This window comes from Sphingomonas sp. BK036 (assembly GCF_004216825.1).
GTDB lineage: Bacteria > Pseudomonadota > Alphaproteobacteria > Sphingomonadales > Sphingomonadaceae > Sphingomonas.
Genome location: NZ_SGXR01000004.1, coordinates 311,351 through 331,906, shown reverse-complemented (window position 1 = coordinate 331,906; position 20,556 = coordinate 311,351). Strand labels below are relative to the sequence as shown.

At 67.7% G+C, this 20,556-nt stretch carries 22 protein-coding genes and 1 tRNA gene; 19 read left to right on the top strand and 4 right to left on the bottom strand.

Annotated elements, in window-relative coordinates:
* Window positions 1-9: 9 nt before the first annotated feature.
* Window positions 10-1,326: a M20/M25/M40 family metallo-hydrolase gene (locus EV283_RS08610; RefSeq protein WP_130324442.1), complete on the bottom strand. Its 1,317-nt coding sequence runs from the start codon at window positions 1,324-1,326 to the stop codon at window positions 10-12.
* A 199-nt stretch (window positions 1,327-1,525) separates the two neighbouring features.
* Between EV283_RS08610 and EV283_RS08605 the strand changes: the two genes are divergently transcribed.
* On the top strand, window positions 1,526-2,188 hold the full coding sequence (locus tag EV283_RS08605; RefSeq protein WP_165391727.1) for a PAS domain-containing protein: 663 nt from the start codon (window positions 1,526-1,528) through the stop codon (window positions 2,186-2,188).
* A 32-nt stretch (window positions 2,189-2,220) separates the two neighbouring features.
* On the opposite strand, the gene EV283_RS08600 is transcribed toward EV283_RS08605, so the two are convergent.
* On the bottom strand, window positions 2,221-2,676 hold the full coding sequence (locus EV283_RS08600) for a universal stress protein (protein ID WP_056417478.1): 456 nt from the start codon (window positions 2,674-2,676) through the stop codon (window positions 2,221-2,223).
* 122 nt (window positions 2,677-2,798) lie between these two features.
* Here EV283_RS08600 and EV283_RS08595 point away from each other — a divergent pair, with 122 nt between their 5' ends.
* The 17 genes from EV283_RS08595 to EV283_RS08520 all read left to right on the top strand — a co-directional run bounded on the left by EV283_RS08595 (window position 2,799) and on the right by EV283_RS08520 (window position 18,322).
* Window positions 2,799-4,142: a pyruvate dehydrogenase complex dihydrolipoamide acetyltransferase gene (locus tag EV283_RS08595; RefSeq protein WP_130324438.1), complete on the top strand. Its 1,344-nt coding sequence runs from the start codon at window positions 2,799-2,801 to the stop codon at window positions 4,140-4,142.
* A 10-nt stretch (window positions 4,143-4,152) separates the two neighbouring features.
* Entirely contained in the window at window positions 4,153-4,383 is a 231-nt protein-coding gene (locus EV283_RS08590; RefSeq protein WP_242615876.1) for a hypothetical protein, read from the top strand.
* Window positions 4,380-4,769, top strand: coding sequence for an acyl-CoA thioesterase (locus EV283_RS08585; protein WP_130324434.1), 390 nt, complete (start codon window positions 4,380-4,382; stop codon window positions 4,767-4,769). The genes EV283_RS08590 and EV283_RS08585 overlap by 4 nt, the downstream gene beginning before the upstream one ends.
* A gap of 16 nt (window positions 4,770-4,785) precedes the next feature.
* Window positions 4,786-6,180 (top strand): dihydrolipoyl dehydrogenase, encoded by a 1,395-nt coding sequence (lpdA, locus tag EV283_RS08580; protein WP_130324432.1) that lies wholly within the window; start codon window positions 4,786-4,788, stop codon window positions 6,178-6,180.
* 226 nt (window positions 6,181-6,406) lie between these two features.
* Window positions 6,407-7,804, top strand: a complete 1,398-nt coding sequence (locus tag EV283_RS08575; protein ID WP_242615875.1) for a hypothetical protein — start codon at window positions 6,407-6,409, stop codon at window positions 7,802-7,804.
* An 83-nt stretch (window positions 7,805-7,887) separates the two neighbouring features.
* The gene (locus tag EV283_RS08570; RefSeq protein ID WP_130324428.1) at window positions 7,888-8,175 is read left to right on the top strand and encodes a hypothetical protein; all 288 of its coding nucleotides are present in this window, start codon (window positions 7,888-7,890) and stop codon (window positions 8,173-8,175) included.
* Entirely contained in the window at window positions 8,175-8,612 is a 438-nt protein-coding gene (locus tag EV283_RS08565) for a periplasmic heavy metal sensor (protein WP_130325069.1), read from the top strand. The genes EV283_RS08570 and EV283_RS08565 overlap by 1 nt, the downstream gene beginning before the upstream one ends.
* Entirely contained in the window at window positions 8,609-9,178 is a 570-nt protein-coding gene (locus EV283_RS08560) for an RNA polymerase sigma factor (RefSeq protein WP_130324426.1), read from the top strand. Before EV283_RS08565 ends, EV283_RS08560 begins: the two co-directional genes overlap by 4 nt.
* 80 nt (window positions 9,179-9,258) lie before the next feature.
* Window positions 9,259-11,121, top strand: coding sequence for a copper resistance system multicopper oxidase (locus tag EV283_RS08555; protein WP_130325067.1), 1,863 nt, complete (start codon window positions 9,259-9,261; stop codon window positions 11,119-11,121).
* On the top strand, window positions 11,118-12,302 hold the full coding sequence (locus tag EV283_RS08550; RefSeq protein ID WP_242615874.1) for a copper resistance protein B: 1,185 nt from the start codon (window positions 11,118-11,120) through the stop codon (window positions 12,300-12,302). The genes EV283_RS08555 and EV283_RS08550 overlap by 4 nt, the downstream gene beginning before the upstream one ends.
* Window positions 12,303-12,463: 161 nt before the next feature.
* Window positions 12,464-12,616, top strand: a complete 153-nt coding sequence (locus EV283_RS19105) for a hypothetical protein (protein ID WP_165391726.1) — start codon at window positions 12,464-12,466, stop codon at window positions 12,614-12,616.
* Between the two features lie 201 nt (window positions 12,617-12,817).
* The gene (locus tag EV283_RS08545; RefSeq protein ID WP_130324424.1) at window positions 12,818-13,951 is read left to right on the top strand and encodes a glycosyltransferase; all 1,134 of its coding nucleotides are present in this window, start codon (window positions 12,818-12,820) and stop codon (window positions 13,949-13,951) included.
* Window positions 13,897-14,925 carry a glycosyltransferase family A protein gene (locus EV283_RS08540; RefSeq protein ID WP_242615873.1) on the top strand — a complete coding sequence of 343 codons (1,029 nt, stop codon included), beginning with the start codon at window positions 13,897-13,899 and terminating at the stop codon, window positions 14,923-14,925. The genes EV283_RS08545 and EV283_RS08540 overlap by 55 nt, the downstream gene beginning before the upstream one ends.
* Complete coding sequence (locus EV283_RS08535) at window positions 14,922-15,956, top strand: glycosyltransferase (protein ID WP_130324422.1); 1,035 nt, start codon at window positions 14,922-14,924, stop codon at window positions 15,954-15,956. The genes EV283_RS08540 and EV283_RS08535 overlap by 4 nt, the downstream gene beginning before the upstream one ends.
* Window positions 15,953-17,053 (top strand): acyl-CoA dehydrogenase family protein, encoded by a 1,101-nt coding sequence (locus EV283_RS08530; RefSeq protein ID WP_130324420.1) that lies wholly within the window; start codon window positions 15,953-15,955, stop codon window positions 17,051-17,053. Before EV283_RS08535 ends, EV283_RS08530 begins: the two co-directional genes overlap by 4 nt.
* On the top strand, window positions 17,047-17,733 hold the full coding sequence (locus EV283_RS08525) for a PIG-L family deacetylase (RefSeq protein ID WP_242615872.1): 687 nt from the start codon (window positions 17,047-17,049) through the stop codon (window positions 17,731-17,733). Before EV283_RS08530 ends, EV283_RS08525 begins: the two co-directional genes overlap by 7 nt.
* On the top strand, window positions 17,723-18,322 hold the full coding sequence (locus tag EV283_RS08520) for an SAM-dependent methyltransferase (RefSeq protein WP_130324418.1): 600 nt from the start codon (window positions 17,723-17,725) through the stop codon (window positions 18,320-18,322). The genes EV283_RS08525 and EV283_RS08520 overlap by 11 nt, the downstream gene beginning before the upstream one ends.
* A gap of 75 nt (window positions 18,323-18,397) precedes the next feature.
* On the opposite strand, the gene EV283_RS08515 is transcribed toward EV283_RS08520, so the two are convergent.
* Both EV283_RS08515 and EV283_RS08510 read right to left on the bottom strand, forming a co-directional pair.
* A tRNA-Leu gene (locus tag EV283_RS08515) sits at window positions 18,398-18,482 on the bottom strand.
* A gap of 66 nt (window positions 18,483-18,548) precedes the next feature.
* The gene (locus tag EV283_RS08510; RefSeq protein WP_130324416.1) at window positions 18,549-20,057 is read right to left on the bottom strand and encodes a YifB family Mg chelatase-like AAA ATPase; all 1,509 of its coding nucleotides are present in this window, start codon (window positions 20,055-20,057) and stop codon (window positions 18,549-18,551) included.
* A 109-nt stretch (window positions 20,058-20,166) separates the two neighbouring features.
* Between EV283_RS08510 and EV283_RS08505 the strand changes: the two genes are divergently transcribed.
* On the top strand, window positions 20,167-20,478 hold the full coding sequence (locus tag EV283_RS08505; RefSeq protein ID WP_130324414.1) for a hypothetical protein: 312 nt from the start codon (window positions 20,167-20,169) through the stop codon (window positions 20,476-20,478).
* Window positions 20,479-20,556 lie beyond the last annotated feature (78 nt).

Here is a 20,556-nt window from a genome sequence, read left to right as displayed (position 1 = left end):
CGCGCGCGATCAGCGGCGGCGTTCGCGCCCTGCAAAGCTCACCACACTCTCCGCACCATCGGCCGAAACCGCGGAGACACCGACAAAGCTGTCGTCTACCGGAACCTGCGTCAGTACAGTTTGCGGGTTAGCCCCGGTTGCCGGCACGTCGCGCGCGTTGGTCCAATCCTGCGAGTCGTTGCGCCGCCAGCGCACGCGGTACGTCGTCGCGTTCGGGACCGCGCGCCACTTGACCGTCGTGTCGCGCGACAATGCGCCCTCGATCGACACGTCCTCGGGCGCGGCGGGCGCGGCCGCGATCCGGGCGAGCGTCGCGACGTTGAGCGCGGTTACCTTTGTGAGATAGGCGAAGTCCATGCCCTCGATCGTGTCGCCATAGACCACGCCGTTCTCGGTCCGCAGGTCCTGGTGCTGGCGGTCCCAATTCTCCGCCGCGACCGAGAAACGGACCGCCGGATAGCCGAGCTTGAGGAACGGCTCGTGGTCGCCACCGCGGCCGAACCGGTCCGGCCGGCGGTCGAGCATCACGTCGAGCCCGCCCGGCACGTCGTTCGCTACCCCGTCGATCGCCTTGGCCAGCGCGCGGCTCGGGCCATCGTCCTCGCCGCCCTCTGCGCGCCGGCCCTGTTGTGCGACCAGATCCTCCGATGCGCGAATACCTTCGGAGAATACGCGAACCTTGTCGGCAACGCGCACGCCGCCTTGGCCGACGGTGTTGCCGACGATGTCGTTGTTCAGCATTGCCGAGACGTCCCAGCCCCGTGCCTTGACGGTGTCGGCGAGCAGTTCGGCGCCCCAAAGGCCCTGCTCCTCGCCCGAAAACACTGCGTAGACGATGGTCGCTTCGAACTGCCGCTGCGACAGGATCCGCGCCGCCTCCAGCACCAGCGCAACACCCGACGCGTTGTCGTTGGCGCCGGGTGCATCCGAGGTGACGTTCATCACGTCGGTCACACGGCTGTCGATATGCGCGCCGACGATCACGACGCGGTTTGGATCGCGCCCTTTCTGGATCCCCAGTACATCCTCGACCACGACGCCGGTCGGCGCACGCGGCCCCGTGAACCTGCGCGCGATCCGGTCGACCACGATGCACCCGCCGCACGAGGCGCCGATCTGCGTAAACCGCGCCGCCGCCCAGTTCCGCGCCGCGCCGATTCCCCGTTTCGGATCGGTCGTCGTCGACGCGGTATGTCGCGTTCCGAAACCGACCATCGTCGTAACATCGGCCTTTAACCGGATGGCCGACGGTGCGGGCAACCGGGTTGGCTGGGTAGCGGGAGAGGCGGCGGCTGCGAGAAGCAGCGGTACGGCGAAGATCGGCATCGCCGAACCGTGCCGCGATCGGCGCTGCGGCTCAAGCCCTTAGTGCGCTGATCGAGATTGGGCCCGCGATGCGTAACGCCCTCACAGCGAACGCATTGTAAGAGGCTTACAAAAACGCTGATTGATCGGAACATGATCGAAGTGTGATAGCTTCTTCATGATCTCTGCTAAACATATGTTTGGCTTGGAGGAACGGTCGATGGTGATAGGGCATTCAATCTCGAATGCAGACGGCGTTATCCAGGTGATCGATGCACCGGTCGCGACGATGTTGCAGCGCGATCGCGATCAATTGATTGGCATGTCCTATATGTCGATCACACATCCCGATGATCTCGCCGTCAACTTGACGAAGGTTGCCGCGTTACGGTCGAACGGACAGTCGGCGAAAATACGCAAACGCTACATCGGTGGCACGGGCAATATCATCCTGATGGAAGTCCAGGTCTCGCGATTGGCCGGATGTGATGGTGGCTATCTGGTCGGTACCCTGTCGACGATAGACGACACGGACGAACTCGAGATGGCGCCCTATCGTATGTGGCGCCGCGCGCGCGACTTTCTCGATGTCATGCGCGCGCGCGATGCCATCCTTGGGGCGGATCTGTTCGCCGATCATGCCTGGACGATCCTTTTGCTGACCTATGTCGCCGAAGCCGAGGGCCGGATCGCGTCGACCGCGACGATCGCCGAACATCTGGCGCTGTCGCCGACGACAATCTCACGCTGGCTGCGCGTGCTGCAATCCAAGGCGCTGTTCGAGCCGGCCCTGCCCGATATCGACGCGCTGCAACTCACCCAGAGCGGGATGAAAAAGGTCGAACAGCTCCTCGATCAGCGGCTTGCCTTACCGGTCGCCTGAGCAAGCCTGGCATTCGGTGCGGCGGGCCAGGCTCAACTCAACCGGTCAATCGCCTCGCGGGTCAGTGATCCCGGGATGATCATCACCGGCACGGGCAGCGCGCCCGCATCGGCGCCCGTGAAATGCGCGATCAGTTCCCCCGGCGCGCCCGTTGCCGCTGCTCCCAGCACCAGCGCCGCGATCTCGGGGTTCGCCGCGATCATCTCGCGGATGATCCTGGGCCCCTCGCCTTCGCGCACCGTGATCGACGGACGCAGTCCCGATTCTTCCAGCAACGTGCCCGCCGCCGCCGCGACCAGACCCTGCGCGTGAAGATTCGCCTCCTCCTCGATCGTCGCCTGGACGCCGCCGAACGCGATGAACTCCTGCGGCGGAATCACGGTGAGGATCTCGACGCCGCCACCGGTCTTCACGGCACGCCGCGCGGCAAAGCGCAACGCGATGCCCGCTTCGGGACTGTCGTCGATCACCACCAGATAAATGCGCATTTTCGCCCCCGTTATTAACCGTAATTGGGCCGCAGCGGGTCGATACGCAAGTGCGGCGGGGTTGACCCGAGCGGACGAGGGCGCGAGTAGGCATGCCGTTACGTCACGCCCTGGGGAAATCCATGTCGATCGAGATCAAGATGCCTGCGCTGTCCCCGACCATGGAGGAGGGAACCCTCGCCAAATGGTTGATCAAGGAAGGCGACGTCGTGAAATCCGGCGACCTGATGGCCGAGATCGAGACCGACAAGGCGACGATGGAATTCGAAGCCGTCGATGAAGGCACGGTCGTCAAGATCCTAGTCGCCGAGGGTACCGACAACGTGAAGGTCGGCACAGTCATCGCGATCATCGCCGAAGAGGGCGAGGACGCCTCGTCGGTGTCCGCACCGACCAAGAACGAGACGCCCGAGCTGGCCGCAAAGGAATCGGAAGCCAAGCCCGATCCGAAGGATCCCAACGATACCGGCAGCGAGGCCAAGCCCGTAGCCCGCACCGAGGCGTCGGCCGAAGATCACGGTCGTCCCGCAGATGCCGGCCCGGCCGCGTCGGGTGACCGCGTGAAGGCGAGCCCGCTCGCGCGTCGGCTCGCCGCCGACAAGGGCATCGATCTCGGCGCCGTGTCGGGGTCGGGGCCCAAGGGGCGCATCGTCAAGGCTGACGTCGAAAACGCGAAGCCGGGTGCCGCGCCGGCTGCTGTGCAGACCGAAGCCGCCGCGCCGACCGCGTCCACCGTAGCCCCCACGCCTGCCGCCAAGCCTGCGACCGTGCCCGACATCCCGCACGAAGCGACCAAGCTCAGCAACGTACGGAAGACGATCGCGCGTCGCCTGACCGAATCGAAGCAGACCGTTCCGCACATCTACCTGACAGTGAACATCCGTCTCGACGCGCTGCTCAAGCTGCGCGGCGAGCTGAACGCAAGCCTCGAAGCGCGCGGCGTGAAGCTGTCGGTCAACGATCTGCTGATCAAGGCGCAGGCGGTCGCACTCATGCAGGTCCCAACCTGCAACGTGATGTTCACGCCCGACCAGCTGATCAGCTTCCAGCGCGCCGACATCTCGGTCGCGGTCAGCACGCCGTCGGGGCTGATCACGCCGATCATCGTCGGTGCGGACACCGCCTCGCTATCGTCGATCTCGACTCAGATGAAGGACCTCGCCGCCCGCGCGCGCGACGGTAAGCTCAAGCCCGAGGAATATCAGGGCGGCACCGCCTCGATCAGCAACATGGGCATGTTCGGCATCACGCAGTTTGATGCGGTCATAAACCCGCCCCAGGCGATGATCCTCGCGGTCGGCGCGGGCGAGAAGCGTCCGTACGTCGTCGGCGACGAACTCACCGTGGCGACCGTGATGTCCGCGACCGGCAGCTTCGATCACCGTGCGATCGACGGAGCGGACGGCGCGCAGTTCATGAAGGCGTTCAAGCATCTCGTCGAGAACCCGCTGGGTATGCTCGCCTGAGATGGGCCTGATGTCGTCGTTCAAGTCGCTTTCGGGCACCACCATCGAGATCCTGCACATCGTTGCGGGGCTCGTGGCGGCGGTCGGGATCACCTGGGCGGCGGCATGGTCCTATCCGCTCGGATGGGACGTGATCTGGTGGTGCGGTGCTGCGGCGATGGTCGCGACGCTGGCGATGGGAATCCGCCCGCTGCGTCGCGCCCGCCGTCTCGACCGCGAGACCCGCAGGATTGAAGCATGACCGAACTCCCGCCTGAAATGGCGCCCACCATCCGCGTCACCGCGATGCCCGCCGACGCCAACCCGTATGGCGATATCTTCGGCGGCTGGCTGATGGGGCAGATGGATTTGGCCGCCGGCTCGGTCGCGTCGCGACGCAGCGGCGGGCGTGCCGTCACGATCGCGGCGGACGCAATGAAATTCCACATGCCCGTCGTCGTCGGCGACGAGGTGTCGGTCTACGCACACCTGATCGCGGTCGGCCGAACGTCGATGACGATCGAGGTCGAGGCGTGGCGCCGCGCGCGTCACAGCAACGACAGCTGCAAGGTGACCCAAGCGCGCTTTATCTTCGTGGCGGTCGGCGACGACCGCAAACCGCGGCCCGTGCCGCCCGAAACCAACTAATCCAAAGGACTCTACCGTGGCTGATACCTATGATCTCGTCATCCTCGGCTCGGGCCCCGGCGGGTACGTCGCCGCGATCCGCGCGTCGCAACTCGGCCTGAAGGTCGCGATCGTCGAGCGCGAGCGCCTGGGCGGCATCTGCCTCAACTGGGGCTGCATCCCGACCAAGGCGCTGCTGCGCACGTCGGAAATCTATCACTATATGCAGAATGCCGAGAGCTATGGTCTCAAGGCGGACAACATCGGCTTCGATCTCGCCAAGGTCGTTGACCGGTCGCGCAAGGTCGCGGGCCAGCTGAACGCGGGCGTCAAGGGCCTGATGAAGAAGAACAAGGTGACGGTCGTCGAGGGCGTCGGCACCGTCACGGCCAAGGGCAAGCTGAGCGTCAAGCAGGGCGACAAGACCGTCGAGCTCGAAGCCAAGACCATCATCGTCGCGACCGGTGCCCGCGCGCGCGACCTGCCGTTCGCCAAGGCTGACGGCAAGACGATCTGGACCTATCGTCACGCGATGGTGCCGACCGAGATGCCGACTAAGCTGCTGGTCATCGGATCGGGCGCGATCGGTGTCGAATTCGCGAGCTTCTACAATGACATGGGCGCCGACGTGACGATCGTCGAAATGCTCCCGCGGATCCTGCCGGTCGAGGACGAGGAAGTCTCCGCGTTCATGGACAAGGCGCTGACCAAGCAGGGCATCAAGCTGCTGACCGGCACCGGCCTCGAAGGTCTGGCGCCATCGGGCAACGGCGTCACCGCGAAGATTAAGCACAAGGACGGCAAGGTCACGGAAGAGACGTTCAGCCACGCGATCGTCGCGATCGGCATCGTCCCCAACACCGAGAATATTGGGCTGGAGGCGCTCGGCGTCGAGACCGACCGCGGTCACATCAAGACCGACGGCTATGGCCGCACCAATGTCGATGGCATCTGGGCGATCGGCGACGTCACCGGCGCACCGTGGCTCGCGCACAAGGCCAGCCATGAGGGCATCATCGCGGTCGAGAAGATCGCGGGCGGGTCGCCGCACCAGATGGACAAGGCCAACATTCCCGGCTGCACCTATTCGCGCCCGCAGGTCGCGAGTGTCGGCATGACCGAGGCGAAGGCCAAGGAAGCCGGGTATGAGCTGAAGGTCGGCAAGTTCCCGTTCATCGGCAACGGCAAGGCGATCGCGCTCGGCGAGGCCGAGGGTTTCGTGAAGACGGTGTTCGACGCGAAGACCGGCGAGCTGCTCGGCGCGCACATGGTCGGCGCGGAAGTCACCGAGCTGATCCAGGGCTATGTCGTCGCGCGCCAGCTCGAGACGACCGAGGCCGAACTGATGGAGACGGTGTTCGCGCACCCAACACTCAGCGAGATGATGCACGAGAGCGTGCTCGGCGCGTACGGCCGTTCGATCCACTACTGATCGCACGATCCTCCCCCGCGAGGGGGAGGGTCGGCATCCGTCACTTCGCCCGCAACCGGCCGACCTGACCGGACGAACCATCCCGTTTCGGCCCTATCGCCCTTGACCCCGGCGCATCGCTCTTCAAAGGGTCGCACCTGCCGCGGGGTCCGGTGCTCGGAGTCTCGCGGCCTGTAAGTCACCGGTGCGAGACCTGCGAATGTCGATCGACCCTCCACCGCGCGCCTTGGCCCGCTTAACTTTCATCGCCGCCGCCGCGCTGTGCCTCGCCTCGCTCGCGCTCTTCTGGCCGGGCACCGCGATGTACGACACCGTCACGCAATACCAACAGGTGCTGACGGGCGTGTACGACGACTGGCATCCGCCGGCGATGGCGCGAGTCTGGGCGTTGCTGGCACCGTTCGGCCCCGGTGCGACGCCGATGCTCGTCCTGCAACTCGTCACCTACTGGCTCGGCCTCGGGCTTCTCGCCACCGCGCTCGCGCGCGTCGGGCGACAGCGGAGCGCCGCCGCGATCCTCGTCATCGGCCTGCTCCCGCCCTTCCTCGGCTGGCAGGGCGTGGTCCTCAAGGACGCGCAACTCGCCGGCGCGCTGCTCGCGGCGGTCGGGATTATCGGCTGGTGGCGCCTCCCGGGCCGGCCGCTCCCCCGCGCGATGTGGATTCCGGTGACGCTGCTGCTTGGGTATGCGGTGCTCGTCCGCGCGAACGCGGTGTTCATCGTCGTGCCGCTCGTCGTTACCCTCGCGCCCCGCCCCGCGCATCCGCTCGCCAAGCTCGCGAGCGCGCTTGCCGGAATCGTCTTAGTCCTGGGCATCGCGCCGATCGTCAACCACCAGCTGCTCCACGCGCAGCGCAGCGGGGTGGAGGCGACACAGGCGCTCTACGATCTCGCCGGGATCGCCGCGCGTGCACCCGACAGCGACACCACCGGCCTGACCGGCCCGGAGGCGGCGACCGTGCGTTCACGCCGTTGCGCGACGCCGTTCTTCTGGGATCCGCTCGGCGACGACGCGCATTGCGGCACGACGATGGCACGGCTGAGGGCACTGCCCACCGCGACGCTGTACGTCACGCTCGCGTCCGCGGCGCTGCATCATCCGATCGCCTATGCCGGGCACCGCATGGCGCATCTCAATTCGACCGATCGCTGGCTCGTCCCGTTCCGCTGGCCCAGCGCCGCGCCGTCGGCCGCGTCCGAACCCAATACGCTCGGCCTCGCCAACCCCAACGCGGCCGCGCGCGCCTGGGAAAGCCTCACCGCCGCGATCGTCGAGACGCCGTTGGGCTGGCCGATCGCCTGGATCGTCGTTGCGATCGCCGCGCTGGCCGCCGCACTGTCGCGGCCACGCGGGCCAGCGCGCGACATCGCCACCGCACTGCTGGTCTCCGCGCTCGCGCTGGAGGCCAGTTTCGCGGTCCTGAGCATCGCGTCAGACCTGCGCTATCACCTGTGGCCGATGATCGCGACCGCGGTGGCAAGCGTCCTGCTGTCCGATCGTCCCGCGCCCCGGCGCGTCGCCCGCGCCGGCATCGCCGCGCTGCTGCTGGTGGTAGCAGGCGGCGTGGCAGCGCGCGCGATACTCCCGCTTCCGCCGCAGACCTATGCCGGCATGCTGGGCTGATCGCCCCCCCCTCCCCGCAAAAATCGATGAGGGTATGGTCGGTCGCGTGCGTATGGTGGCTGTGCAGCAGGAAAGGGCGTGCAATGGCACATGATGTCGACGATCAACTAGGCCGGCTGGCGCAGCGCCCGATACCCGATCTCGCGACGCTGGAGGCCGAGGTCTTTGCGACGATCGCCGAGAACGCCCGCAACCGTGCCACAGGCCGCGCGATCAGCATCTGGTCAGTCGGCGTGGCGCTGGCGACCGGCGTCGTCGGCGGCGCGACGCTGGCAGGCAGCACCGCCCCCGCGCACGCCGCGGCACAAGCGGCGGGCCCCTTCGGCATCGATACGCCGCTCGCCCCCTCCACATTGCTGCTCGGCCGATGATGTCGACCCGGCGGCGCACGCTCTGGACCATCGCGCTGGCGTTTCTCGCCGGAACCGCGGGAGTCCTGCTCGGTGCGTGGATCATGATGCCGCGCGCACCGCACGGCACCGAGCTCCACGCGCTGCTTCACCGTGAGATCGCGCTCGATCCCCGGCAGGAAGCGCAGCTCGATTCGCTCGAGACGCAGTTCGCGGTCGAGCGGGCGACGCTCGAGGCGCATATGCGCAGCGACAATGCCGCGCTTGCCGCGGCGATCGCGCGCGAGCATGACGATGGCCCGGCCGTCGCCGCCGCGGTCGATCGCGCGCATCGGACGATGGGCGCGCTGCAAAAGGCGACGCTCGCGCACGTCTTCGCGATGCGGCGGCTGCTTCGTCCCGATCAGACTGCGGCGTTCGACCGGCTCGTCGTACGGGCGCTGACCCCGGCATCGTGAGCGCGCCGCTCGACGACCGCACCGATGCCGATCTGGTCGCGCTCCACCGTTCCGGCGGACAGGCCGCGTTCGCCGCGCTGATGCGCCGGCACAAACAGCCGCTCTATCGGCTGATCATCTCGCAGACCGGCGATGCGGAGGACGCGTTCGATCTGCTGCAGGAGACGTTCGTGGCGGCGCACGCGGCGCTGGCACGGTTCGACGTCGATCGCTCACTGCGCGCCTGGCTCGCGCGGATCGCGATCAACAAATGCCGCGACTGGCACCGCCGCCGCCGCGTTCGCCGGGCGCTGGCCTGGGTGCTGCCGAACGAAACGCGAGACCAGGTCGCCGATCCCGCCGCCAGCGTGGAGACGCAGGCAGTCGACCGCGATGCGCTGACGCAGACGCTTGCCGCGATCGCGCGACTGCCTGCAGCGCTGCGCGAACCGCTGCTGCTGTGTACGATCGATGCGCTCAGCCAGGCCGAGGCGGCCGAGGCGCTGGGGGTCAGCGTGAAGACGATCGAGACGCGCGTGCGCCGTGCCCGCCACGCGCTGGGCGCGATGCTCGAAAATAACGACTGAAGCCGAGGGATCCCGTAGCGTCGTGCGTATGGACGATAGCGCGCCTGCGCGTTTCGGCCCCGAGGATATGCATGACCCGAATGACCCGCCGCCATTTCCTGCGCGATGTCGGCCTTACCGGCGGCCTTGTCGGGAGCGCCGCGACGATCCCGTGGCTGCCCGCTTGGGCGCAACCGGTGTCGGCGGGGATTGTGGCGCCGCTGCCGACCGTGTCGGGGCCCGACATCGCGCTGCGCGTCGCACACCGGATGATGATGATCGACGGCAAGCCCAGCCATGCGATCGGCATCAACGGCACGACGCCGGCGCCGCTGATCCGGCTCAGACAGGGCCAGACCGCGCGGCTGTCGGTGACCAACGATCTCGACGAAGATACGTCGATCCATTGGCACGGCCTGCTGGTGCCGTTCCAGATGGATGGCGTGCCGGGGATCAGCTTTCCCGGCATCGCCGCACGATCGACCTTCACCTATGAATTTCCGGTGATCCAGGCGGGGACCTATTGGTATCACAGCCATTCGGGCCTGCAGGAGCAGATGGGGCATTACGGCCCGATCGTGATCGATCCGGCGGGCGTCGATCCAATCGCCTCGGACCGCGAGCATGTCGTCGTGCTGTCGGACCATAGCCCGATGCACCCGCACCGGATCTTCCAGAAGCTGAAGCAGCAGGGCGGCTATTTCAACTATCAGAAACAGACGCTGGCCGGGCTCGTATCGGGCAAGGATCAGCCGCTCGGCGATCGGCTGATGTGGGGCGGGATGCGGATGGACCCGACCGACGTGTCCGACGTGACCGGATCGACCTACACCTATCTCGTCAACGGCCACGGGCCTGGGGACAACTGGACCGCGCTGTTCCAGCCGCGCGAACGCGTGCGGCTGCGGATCGTCAACGCATCGGCGATGACGACCTTCAACGTCCGCATCCCCGGGCTGAAGCTGACGATCGTCCAGGCGGACGGGCTGAATGTCCGGCCGGTCGCGGTCGACGAGTTCCAGATCGCGGTCGCCGAAACCTATGACGTGATCGTCGAACCCGACGCGCGCGCCTACAGCCTGGTCGCAGAGGCGTGGGACCGATCGGGGATGGCCCGCGCGACGCTTGCGCCCTCCGCGGGCATGGTCGCGCCGTTGCCTGCGCTGCGCAAACGCCCGCTGGCGACGATAAAGGACATGGGTATGGGGGGCATGAGCGGCATGGGCCATGACATGCCTGCAGCGTCCGCCGCCTGCCCGCCCGAGCATGCCGCGATGGGACATTGCAAGCCTGCCGCCTCGTCCGGCGACATGGCGGGGATGCAGCATGACATGCCCGGTATCGATCACGGTGGCGCCGGGATGACTCACGACGGGAAGGCCATGAGTCACTCGATGCGCGACTTCGCCAACGCGCCCGAGCTGCCCAAAACCCCGACGGTGCAGACCGTCTCGCCGATGCCGACGGATCGGACGGGCGAGCCGCCCCAGGGGCTCGCCGATATCGGCCAGGAGGCGGGGTACAAGGTGCTGGTCTATCGCGATCTCGTCGCGCTCGATCGCAATCCCGATCTGCGGGCGCCGTCGCGGCAGATGCGGATCCACCTCACGGGCAACATGGAGCGCTATATGTGGGCGTTCGACGGGGTGAAGCTGAACGAGGTCACGGCGCCGATCCCGTTTCGACAGGGCGAGCGAGTCCGCGTGACGCTGGTCAACGATACGATGATGGCGCACCCGATCCATCTCCACGGGCATTTCTTCGAACTCGTGACCGGGCATCGCGATCACGCGCCGCGCAAGCATACGATCAACGTCGCCCCCGGCGGCACCGCGACGTTCGATCTCACTGCGGATGCGGTCGGCGACTGGGCGTTCCACTGCCACATGCTCTACCACATGCATGCGGGGATGATGCAGGTCGTCACCGTCCGTCCTGCCGGCGAGACGGGAGCCGAGGCATGATCCGCGCGACCCGGGCGCTCGCCGTGCTGATGACCGGCGGCGCGGTGTTCGTCGCCGATCCCGCTGCGGCGCAGATGCACGACATGCACGGCATGCACATGCCCGGCATGGCTATGCCTGCCACGCCCGCCGCGAAAAAGCCTGCTGCCAAGAAGCCTGCCAGGGCCAAGTCGCGCGCCGTGCGAAGGCCGACCCGCAAACCACCGGCCGTCGCAGCCCCGACCAAGCGCGCGTCGTCGCCCGAGCAACCGGTCATGCAGGAGTCCCACGCTGCGATGCCCGGTATGGCGATGCCCGGTATGGAACCCGGGATGACGATGCCCAGCGCGGCCGCGTGTCCCTCGGAACACGCGGCGATGGGCCATTGCACCCTCTCGCCGGCGCCCGGCCAGGATCCGACGACGCCCGTTGGAACCGATCAGCCGGCGGGCAACGCGCCGCCGCCCGCGCCGCCGACGACACTCGCGGCGGCGCGCTTCTACGACCCTGCGACGATGGCCGCCGCGAACCGGGCGATGCGCGACGAGCATGGCGGCATGCGGTTCAGCCAGATCCTGTTCAACCTCGCCGAGGTTCAGGTGCGCAACGGCCGCGACGGCTATCGCTGGGACGGCGAGGGCTGGTTCGGCGGCGACATCCACCGCCTCGTCGTCAAGAGCGAGGGCGAAGGCGATTTTGGCCGCAGCATCGAGTCCGCAGAGGTGCAGGCTTTGTATGCCAAAGCGATAGACCCCTATTGGAACCTCCAGGCCGGCGTCCGCCAGGATCTGGGGTCGGGCGCCAAACGCACCTATGCGGTCGTCGGCGTCGAGGGGCTCGCCCCCTATTGGTTCGACGTCGAGGGCAGCGTCTTCCTCTCGAACACAGGCGACGTGCTCGCGCGCGCCGAGGCCTGGTACGACCAGCGCATCACGCAGCGCCTCGTTCTCCAGCCCCGCGTCGAACTCAACCTCGCCGCGCAGGACGTGCCCGCCAGCCGGATCGGTGCGGGCCTGTCGAGCACCGAACTCGGCCTGCGCCTGCGCTATGAGTTTGCGCGGGAATTCGCGCCCTATGTCGGGCTGTCCTACACGCATGCGAACACCGCCACTGCGCGCTATTCGCGGGCAAGGCGTGAGCGTTCCGGGGATCGCGATACCGGCGGCCTGGCGGTTGCGGTGGGGATCAGGGGCTGGTTCTGATCGCGTCCGGCGAGGAGTGTAGGCCTAGCGTGATTATCTAACGGATGGCGGTTGTTTTTGTAGCAAAGTTATTGACTTAGCCTTCGACTTTCGCTTGCTTCGACACATTGCCTATCTTAACATAGATTATGCCAATTCGTTCGGACACTGCCGTTGTATTGATGAAGATGGCGCTTGCGCTGCTCGACCGCGATCGTGTGGAGCTTGCGGCCTGCCATCTTCAGCATGCGATCGAACTCGCCGAAGGCGATGACGGGCTCGGCGGCCTCGATGGCACGGCGCTGACCGATCGACCCGACGCCCCGCATTGCTGAGCGTTCGCGGCGCTCGTAGCGTAGACAAGGGCTGCGGTCCGCAGAACACCGCGCGCAATTCGCGCCACACCGAGGTACAAGCTATAGTATAGGCGATCTATTGATCCTCATCAGCGCGATTCACGAACTCTAGATGGACCCTATACGGGCGCAGGGTCGTTACGACCCCTGAACCATTTTACGGATGTTCCGGGCTCGATCATGCGTATCGCGATTATCTCTCATCTCAAGCACGCGATCGTCGAGCCGTTTGCGGGAGGGCTCGAGATGCACACGCATCTTCTCGCCACGAGACTGCGCGCACGCGGGCATGACGTCGTCCTGTTCGCGTCGACGCGCTCGGATCCCGCCACTGGATTGACCGCAATCTGCGACGAGACCGCGCTGATGGCGACCGGTGTTGCGGAGGCGACCGACATCGCGTTCTTCCGCGAACACCACGCCTATCTGCGGCTGATGTCCGAACTGCGCCGCGGTGGGTTCGATATCGTCCACAACAACTCCCTGCATTACCTGCCCGTCGCGATGGCGGATACGCTGCCGATGCCGATGGTCACGACACTGCACACCCCGCCCTTCTGCTGGCTGGAGAGCGGCATCCGGCTGTGCCGGGCTGAGGCGACCCGGTTCGTCGCGGTATCGGAAGCGATCCGCGCGATGTGGTCGCCGATCGTCCCCATCGACCGCGTCGTCGGCAACGGCATCGATCTCGACCGGTTTCCCTATCGTGCCGTGCCCGACGCCGACCGGTATCTGGTCTGGTATGGGCGCATCGTCCCAGAAAAGGGACTTCATCTCGCGATCGCGGCGGCGCAGCGCGTCGGGCTTCCGCTGCGGATCGCGGGTCCGATCTCCGATCCGGCCTATTACGCCGCGCAGGTCGCACCGCATCTGGGCGAGGCGGTGCGGTATGTCGGCCATCTCGATCATGGCGCGTTGTCGTTGCTGATCGGCGGTGCACGGGCGTTCCTGTGCACACCGTGCTGGGACGAGCCGTATGGGCTGGTCGTTGCCGAGGCGCTGGCGTGCGGGACGCCGGTCGCGGCCTTTGCGCGTGGTGCGATCCCCAGCCTGCTAGATGCGCGCAGCGGCGTGCTGGCGACTCCCGACGACGTCGACTCGCTGGCCGATGCCGCGCGGCGCGCGCTGCTGCTCGACCGATCGGACAGTCGCGCACGCGCGGTGGCGATCTGCGACGCTGAAACGATGATCGACGGCTATGAGACGCTGTACGAAGAGATGTGCGCGCACGACGCTGGCGTGAACCTCGCTACGCCGATGTGGCCAGCACTGGCCGCGGGCAGATCCGCGCCGCGCAGCGCACGATCGCTGTGAACGGGGTGCCGTTCTGCGTCTGCGTGCCGGCACGCAACGAGAGTGCGCGCCTGCCGGTCCTGCTCGACGCGCTCGCCGCGCAGACGATCGACGGGCGCATCTCAGTCGCCGTATGCATCAACAACAGCGACGACGACAGCGTTGCGGTCTTGGCGCAGGTTGCACGCCGCCATGCCGCGCGACTGGACATCTTGGTGGACGCTTGCACCCTCCCCCCACCCTTGGCGCATGCCGGCGGCGCACGCGGCCGAGCGATGGAGATGGGGTATCGCCACGTCAGCAGCGCGGCAGGTGGTAACGGCGTACTGATCTCGACCGACGCGGATTGCCGTCCCCCCGCCGAGTGGATCGCCGCCAACCTCGCCGCGATCGGTACGGGGGCCGATATCGTCGGGGGACGGATCATCCTGGACGATGCCGAACCGATCGATCCGGCGATCGCACGGATGCGCGACCGGTTCGATCTCTACTGGGCTGCGGTGCGCGCGATCGAGGACGCGAGCGATCCCGCGCCGCACGACCCGCCGCCGCGTCACGGCGACCATACCGGCGCCAGCATCGCGATCGACGCCGGCTTGTATGGCGCGATCGGCGGGGTTCCGTCGATTGCCTCGGGCGAGGACCGATCGATGGTGATCAACGCGGTCGCGGCGGGCGGACGGCTCGTTCACCCACCGTCGGTATGGACGCGGGTCTCTGCGCGGACCGAAGGCCGGGCTGCCGGGGGCATGGCGATCGCGATGGCCGAGCTTGCTGCGACGGTTGATCGCGGTGTCGATCCCTACGTGCCGGCTTTCGAACATTGGCGTGCTCGGGCGCTCTGGCGGCACGCGACACGGACCGCGTACGGCTTGGCGGAGATGCTGGCACGAGAAGCGGTTCTGCCGCCAATGCCTGCCGACATGCCGCTGCCCGCGTCCCCGCCAGAGCATGACGTCTCGCGCCTGCGGGTAGCAGCGCCCACCCCGTCATGACCCGGCGTCCGATCGGCTATTACGTCCATCACCAAGGTGCCGGACACGCCGCGCGTGCGTCGGCGATCGCGGATCATGCCGACGGGCGCATCACGCTGATCGGGACGAACATCGCCGGGCGGACCGGCGTGCGTCCCTATCTCGATCTTCCCGACGATCGGCTCGCTCCCGGGTTCGATGGCCGCGACGGCGCGGCGGAGCGGCCAACGGCGCTGCATTACGCACCGCTCGATCATGACGGGATCCGGCACAGGGTCGCCGCGATCACGGACTGGATCGCAGAACATCGCCCTGCACTGATGATCGTCGACGTATCGTGCGAGATCGCCATGCTCGCGCGGCTCGCATCGGTCCCGACGATCTGCGTGCGGCTCGGAGGCCGCCGCGACGACACGCCGCATGTCGAGGCGTTTCGCGCTGCGACCGCGCTGATCGCACCTTTTGCCGAAACGCTCGACGATCCCGCGACGCCGGACTGGGCTCGCCGAAAGACTTTTTACGCCCCCGGACTGGTCCACCGGAGCAACGCCGCCACGGTCGATCCAGCATCGGTGCTGGTCGTCGGCGGCCGGGGCGGCGCAGCGATCGAGGGTGCGGCCTGGGCCCGTGCGGCGCGCGCGACGCCTGACCGGACGTGGCGGATCATCGGCGACTGCGCGCCGCTTCCGGACGCACCGCCCAATCTCGAGGTGCTCGGCTGGGTCGACGACGCGGCGGCGCAGATGGCAGGCGCGGGCATCGTCGTCGGCAGCGCTGGCGACGGCGTGGTCGGCGCGGTGCTCGCAGCACGCCGGCCGTTCGTCTGCCTGCCCGAGGATCGGCCGTTCGACGAGCAGCGATCTAAGGCTCGACAGCTCGCCGCAACGGGCGCGGCATTGGTGTGCGAGGATGCCGGGACGGCGGACTGGCCAAGCCTGCTCGCGCTTGTAGAACGGCGCGATCCTGCGGCGCAGGCGGCGCTCGACGATCCGGACGGCGCAGCCCGCCTTGCCGTGCATGTGCTGGCCCTGGCCGATGGAGAGCGCGGATGAGCGACACGATGACGACGATACTCGAAGATCCGCTGGTCGGCGCGCTTGCCCGGCTCGGTGAACGCTATGACCGCGAGCGCGCGCACCCCGCCGACAGCATCGCGCTGCTCGTGGAGGCCGGGCTGTTGCACCGGTTCGCGCCGGTGGAGTCGGGGGGCGAGGCGTTTGCCGATGCCGCTGACCGTCACCATGCGATGTTCGACGCGCTGCGCCGGGTCGGTCGCGGCGACCTGAGCGTCGGCCGCCTGTTCGAGGGGCATGTCAACGCGATGGCGCTGTTTGGCTGGTATGCGACCGCGCGGCAGAAGGACTGGCTGCGTGGCGCGCTCGATCGCGGCGCGGCGTTTGGCGTGTGGGCGACCGAACCGGCACCGGGCGTTGCCCTGGTCGACACGCCGGCCGGACGCGCACTCGACGGCGCGAAGAGCTTTGCCAGCGGCGCGGGCGGGATCGGCTATGCGATCGTCACGGTCCAGCCCGAGAGCGGCGACCGCCGGCTGGCGATCGTCGGTGCCGATGACCTGTCGCGGACCGACGCCAGCGGGTGGCGGGTCCGCGGCATGCGCGCGAGCATGAGCGGCGCCTATGACCTGACCGGCTATCCGATCGACGACGAGGCGCTGCTCGGGGCGCCCGGCGATTATGATCGCGAGCCGCGCTTCACTGCCGGCGCGTGGCGGTTCACCGCGGTCCAGCTCGGCGGGATCGAGGCGTTGCTCGCCGAAACGCGGGCCGCGCTGTCGGGCGCGGCGCAGTCCGACCCGTTCGCGCGCGCGGCGTTCGGGCATGCGATCGTCGCGACGCGCACCGCCGGGCTGTGGGTGCGCGAGGCGGCGATGCGCGCGGCGCGCGAGGATGCCGATGCCGCCGCCTTCGCCCGCATGACGCGCGGGGTGGTCGAACGTGCAGGGCTGGACGTCATGGAACACGCCGCCCGGCTGATCGGCACGCGCAGCACCTTCGAGGGGCAGCGCGTCGACAAGATCATCCGCGATCTCAGCCTGTATCTTCGTCAGGCGGGCCCCGACCAGGTCCGCGATACCGCGGTGCGCGACTGGATCGATCATGATTGCTGGGGCGAGGATCGGCTGTGGTAGCCATCCCCCGCCCGCTCGCGACGAGCCGGTTCGCGCGCGTGCGCTGGCTGGTGCTGGCGCCGCATGCCGATGACGAGACGCTGGGCGCGGGTGCGCTGGTCGCGCAGGCGGCGGCGGCGCAGCGGCTTGCTGGGGTCGTCTATCTTACCGATGGCGCGGGATCGCACGATGCGGGTGGCGCGTGGCTGGCGCGGGTGCGACGGCGCGAGGCGGCGCTGGCAGTGCGAAGGCTGGCAGGTTGCGATGCGTCGCCACCGCTGTTCCTCGACTGGCCCGATGCACATCCGCATCAGCCCGGCAGCGCGGCGTGGCACGCGACGATGCGCCGGCTCGCGGCGCTGATCCGCTCGCGCCGCGTCGATGCGATCGCGGTCACGGGTGCGGACGAGCCGCATTGCGATCATACGGCGTGCCGGACGGTTGCCATCGCTGCGATCCGTGCCGCCCGGCGTAGCGTTACGCTGTTCGACTACCGGGTCTGGACGGATCCGGCGGTACCGCCTGCCCGGACGACGTTCCGCACGCAGGCGATGCCGGTCGGCCAGCGTCGTCATGCGCTCATGGCGCATCGCAGCCAGACGGGGGATGCCTATGGACCCGGCTTCCGCCTCGCGCGCGATGCCTGGCGGATGCCGGGCGATAACATTCTCCACCTGACCGGAATTGCCGATGCCCGCTGACGACACCCGAGACGGCGCCAGCCTCGCCGTCGGCTATTTCGAGGATATCTTTGCCGGGGACGATGACCCCTGGTCGCTCGCCAGCAGCGCGTATGAAGCGGGCAAGTTCGCGCGTACGATCGCGGTGCTCGACGATCGCCGCTACGCCGCCGCGCTCGAGATCGGCTGCGCGCATGGCGTGTTGACGCATCGGCTGGCACCGTTGTGCGCGGATCTGCTGGCGATCGATATTGCCGAAGGCGCGATCGGATATGCGCGCCCGCGGTGTAAAGACCGGCCACAGGTCCGGTTCGAGCGGCTCGCCTTTCCCAGACAGACGCCGGCGACCGGGCCATTCGATCTCGTCCTGATGTCCGAGGTCGTCTATTACTGGAGCGATGCCGATATCGCTGCCGCCGGTGCGTGGTTGCAGACTCGCGTTTCGCCGGGCGGGCGGATCCTGCTGGTCCACTGGATACGCGAAACCGACTATCCGCAAACCGGCGACGCCGCCGTAGACACGATGTTTGCCGCGCTGGGTGATGCGGTCACGGTCGAGCATGCGGAGCGGACGGAGTCGTACCGGCTCGATTTGTGGACGCGAAAATGACGAGGCTGAGCTTACGTCAGGTGGCGTAAGAGACCGGCTCGCATTTGCGATACGCCGCTGCGCGCAATAAACGGTTGGTGCCCCTGGCCGGAATCGAACCAGCATGCCTTGCGGCAACCGATTTTGAGTCGGTCGCGTCTACCAATTTCGCCACAGGGGCAGCGGCGGGTTGGCTAGACGAAGCATTCGTCCGCCGCAAGCGGTCTTGATCGGAAAACGTGTCGGTTCAGTTCCTCGGCGGCTGGCGACGATAGCTGAGCGCTTCGGCGATGTGGAGTCGGGCGACGGTTTCGCTGCCAGCCAGGTCGGCGATGGTGCGGCCGACGCGGAGGATGCGCGTATAGCCGCGCGCAGTCAGGTGCATCGCTTCGGCGGCTTGCGCGAGCAGTCGACGACCCGCTTCGTCCGGCGTGGCGACGGCATCGAGTAAGGCGCCATCCGCCTCCGCATTCGTGCGAACCGGGTGGTCGCGGTAGCGGTCGGACTGGATCGCGCGGGCGGCGGCAACGCGGACGGCGACCTCTGCCGAGCCTTCGCCGGGTGGCGGGAGGATCAGGTCGGCGGCGCTGACCGCCTGGACGTCGATGTGGAGGTCGATCCGGTCGAGCAACGGTCCCGACACCTTCGCCTGATAGTCCGCCGCACATTTGGGCGCTCTCGCGCAGGCCAGGCTCGCATCGCCGAGATGACCGCACCGACACGGGTTCATCGCGGCGATCAGCTGGACGCGTGCCGGGAAGGTGACGTGCGCGTTGGCGCGGGCGACGCTGACGGTGCCGGTCTCGAGCGGCTGGCGAAGCGAATCGAGGACGGCGCGCTGGAACTCGGGGAGTTCGTCGAGGAAAAGCACGCCGAGATGCGCGAGACTGACTTCACCCGGTTTCACCTTGAGCCCGCCGCCGGTGAGCGCCGCCATCGATGCGGAGTGGTGCGGGGCGCGGAAAGGCCGCGTCCGCGTCAGGCGTCCGCCGGTCAGCGTGCCGGCGACCGACTGGACCATGGACACTTCGAGCGCCTCGGCGGGGTCGAGCGAGGGCAGGATACCGGGGAGGCACGATGCCATCAGCGACTTGCCCGATCCCGGGGGACCCACCATCAGCAGGTTGTGCGCGCCCGCTGCGGCGATTTCGAGCGCGCGCTTGGCCGTCTCCTGCCCTTTGACCTGGCGCAGGTCTGGGCCGTGATCGGCATGCTCGGCAATCCCCGGCTTGGGCGGGCTGAGCAAACCGTGTCCCTTGAAGTGGTTCAGCAACGACAGCAGGTCGGGCGCGGCGATCACCTCGATCTCGCCGGCCCAGGCCGCTTCCGAGCCTTGCGCGGCGGGACAGACTAGCCCCTTCCCCACTTCGGACGCGTGCAGGGCGGCAAGCAACACGCCGGGCGAGGCGGTGATCCGCGCGTCGAGCCCGAGTTCGCCGACGATCACGTAATCGGCCAGCGCCTCGGCATCGACAACGCCCATCGCGGCCAGCAGCGCGAGCGCGATCGGAAGATCGAAATGCGATCCTTCTTTCGGAAGATCGGCGGGCGACAGGTTCACCGCGATGCGCTTGGGCGGCAGCGACAACCCCATGCCGGCGATCGCGCCGCGCACGCGCTCGCGGCTTTCGCCGACCGCCTTGTCCGCCAGCCCGACCACGTTGAACGCAGGAAGTCCTGGAATCAGTTGAACTTGCACCTCGACCGCGCGGGCCTCCAGCCCGAGATACGCCACCGTCGCTACGATCGCCGCCATGCCCGCTCCCCCGCGACTATGACGTCACGCCTTATTCATACCCGATTTGCCTTGTCTGCAAGGACCAGCGGCCAAACACCGTCTTGCCAACCTAATACACCGGACCCACATGCCTCCCGTGAACGTCGTCCGCTCTCCCATCCTGCGTATCGGCCAGTTGGTGCTGGGCATGCTCCTGATCCTCAGCGCACCAATTCTCGCGCCGCTGCCGGGACCTGCGGGGATATTCCTGTTCGCGGGCGGAATGGTGCTGATCCTGCGCAATTCGCGCTGGGCGCGGTTGAAATGGGCGCGGCTGAAGCGGCGTTGGCCGCGCGCCGGGCATTTCGTCGATCGCATGATGCGGCGACAAAGCGCGATGCGGCGGCATGAGCGGGCCAAGGCCTCGAAAAGCGCCATGGCCAAGGCCGGTGCGAATTGACTTACCCGCCCCGTTTCCGTAAGCGCCCCACCATCAAGGCCGTCCCCGTGGCGGCCGTTTTCTATTTGATGACCTAGG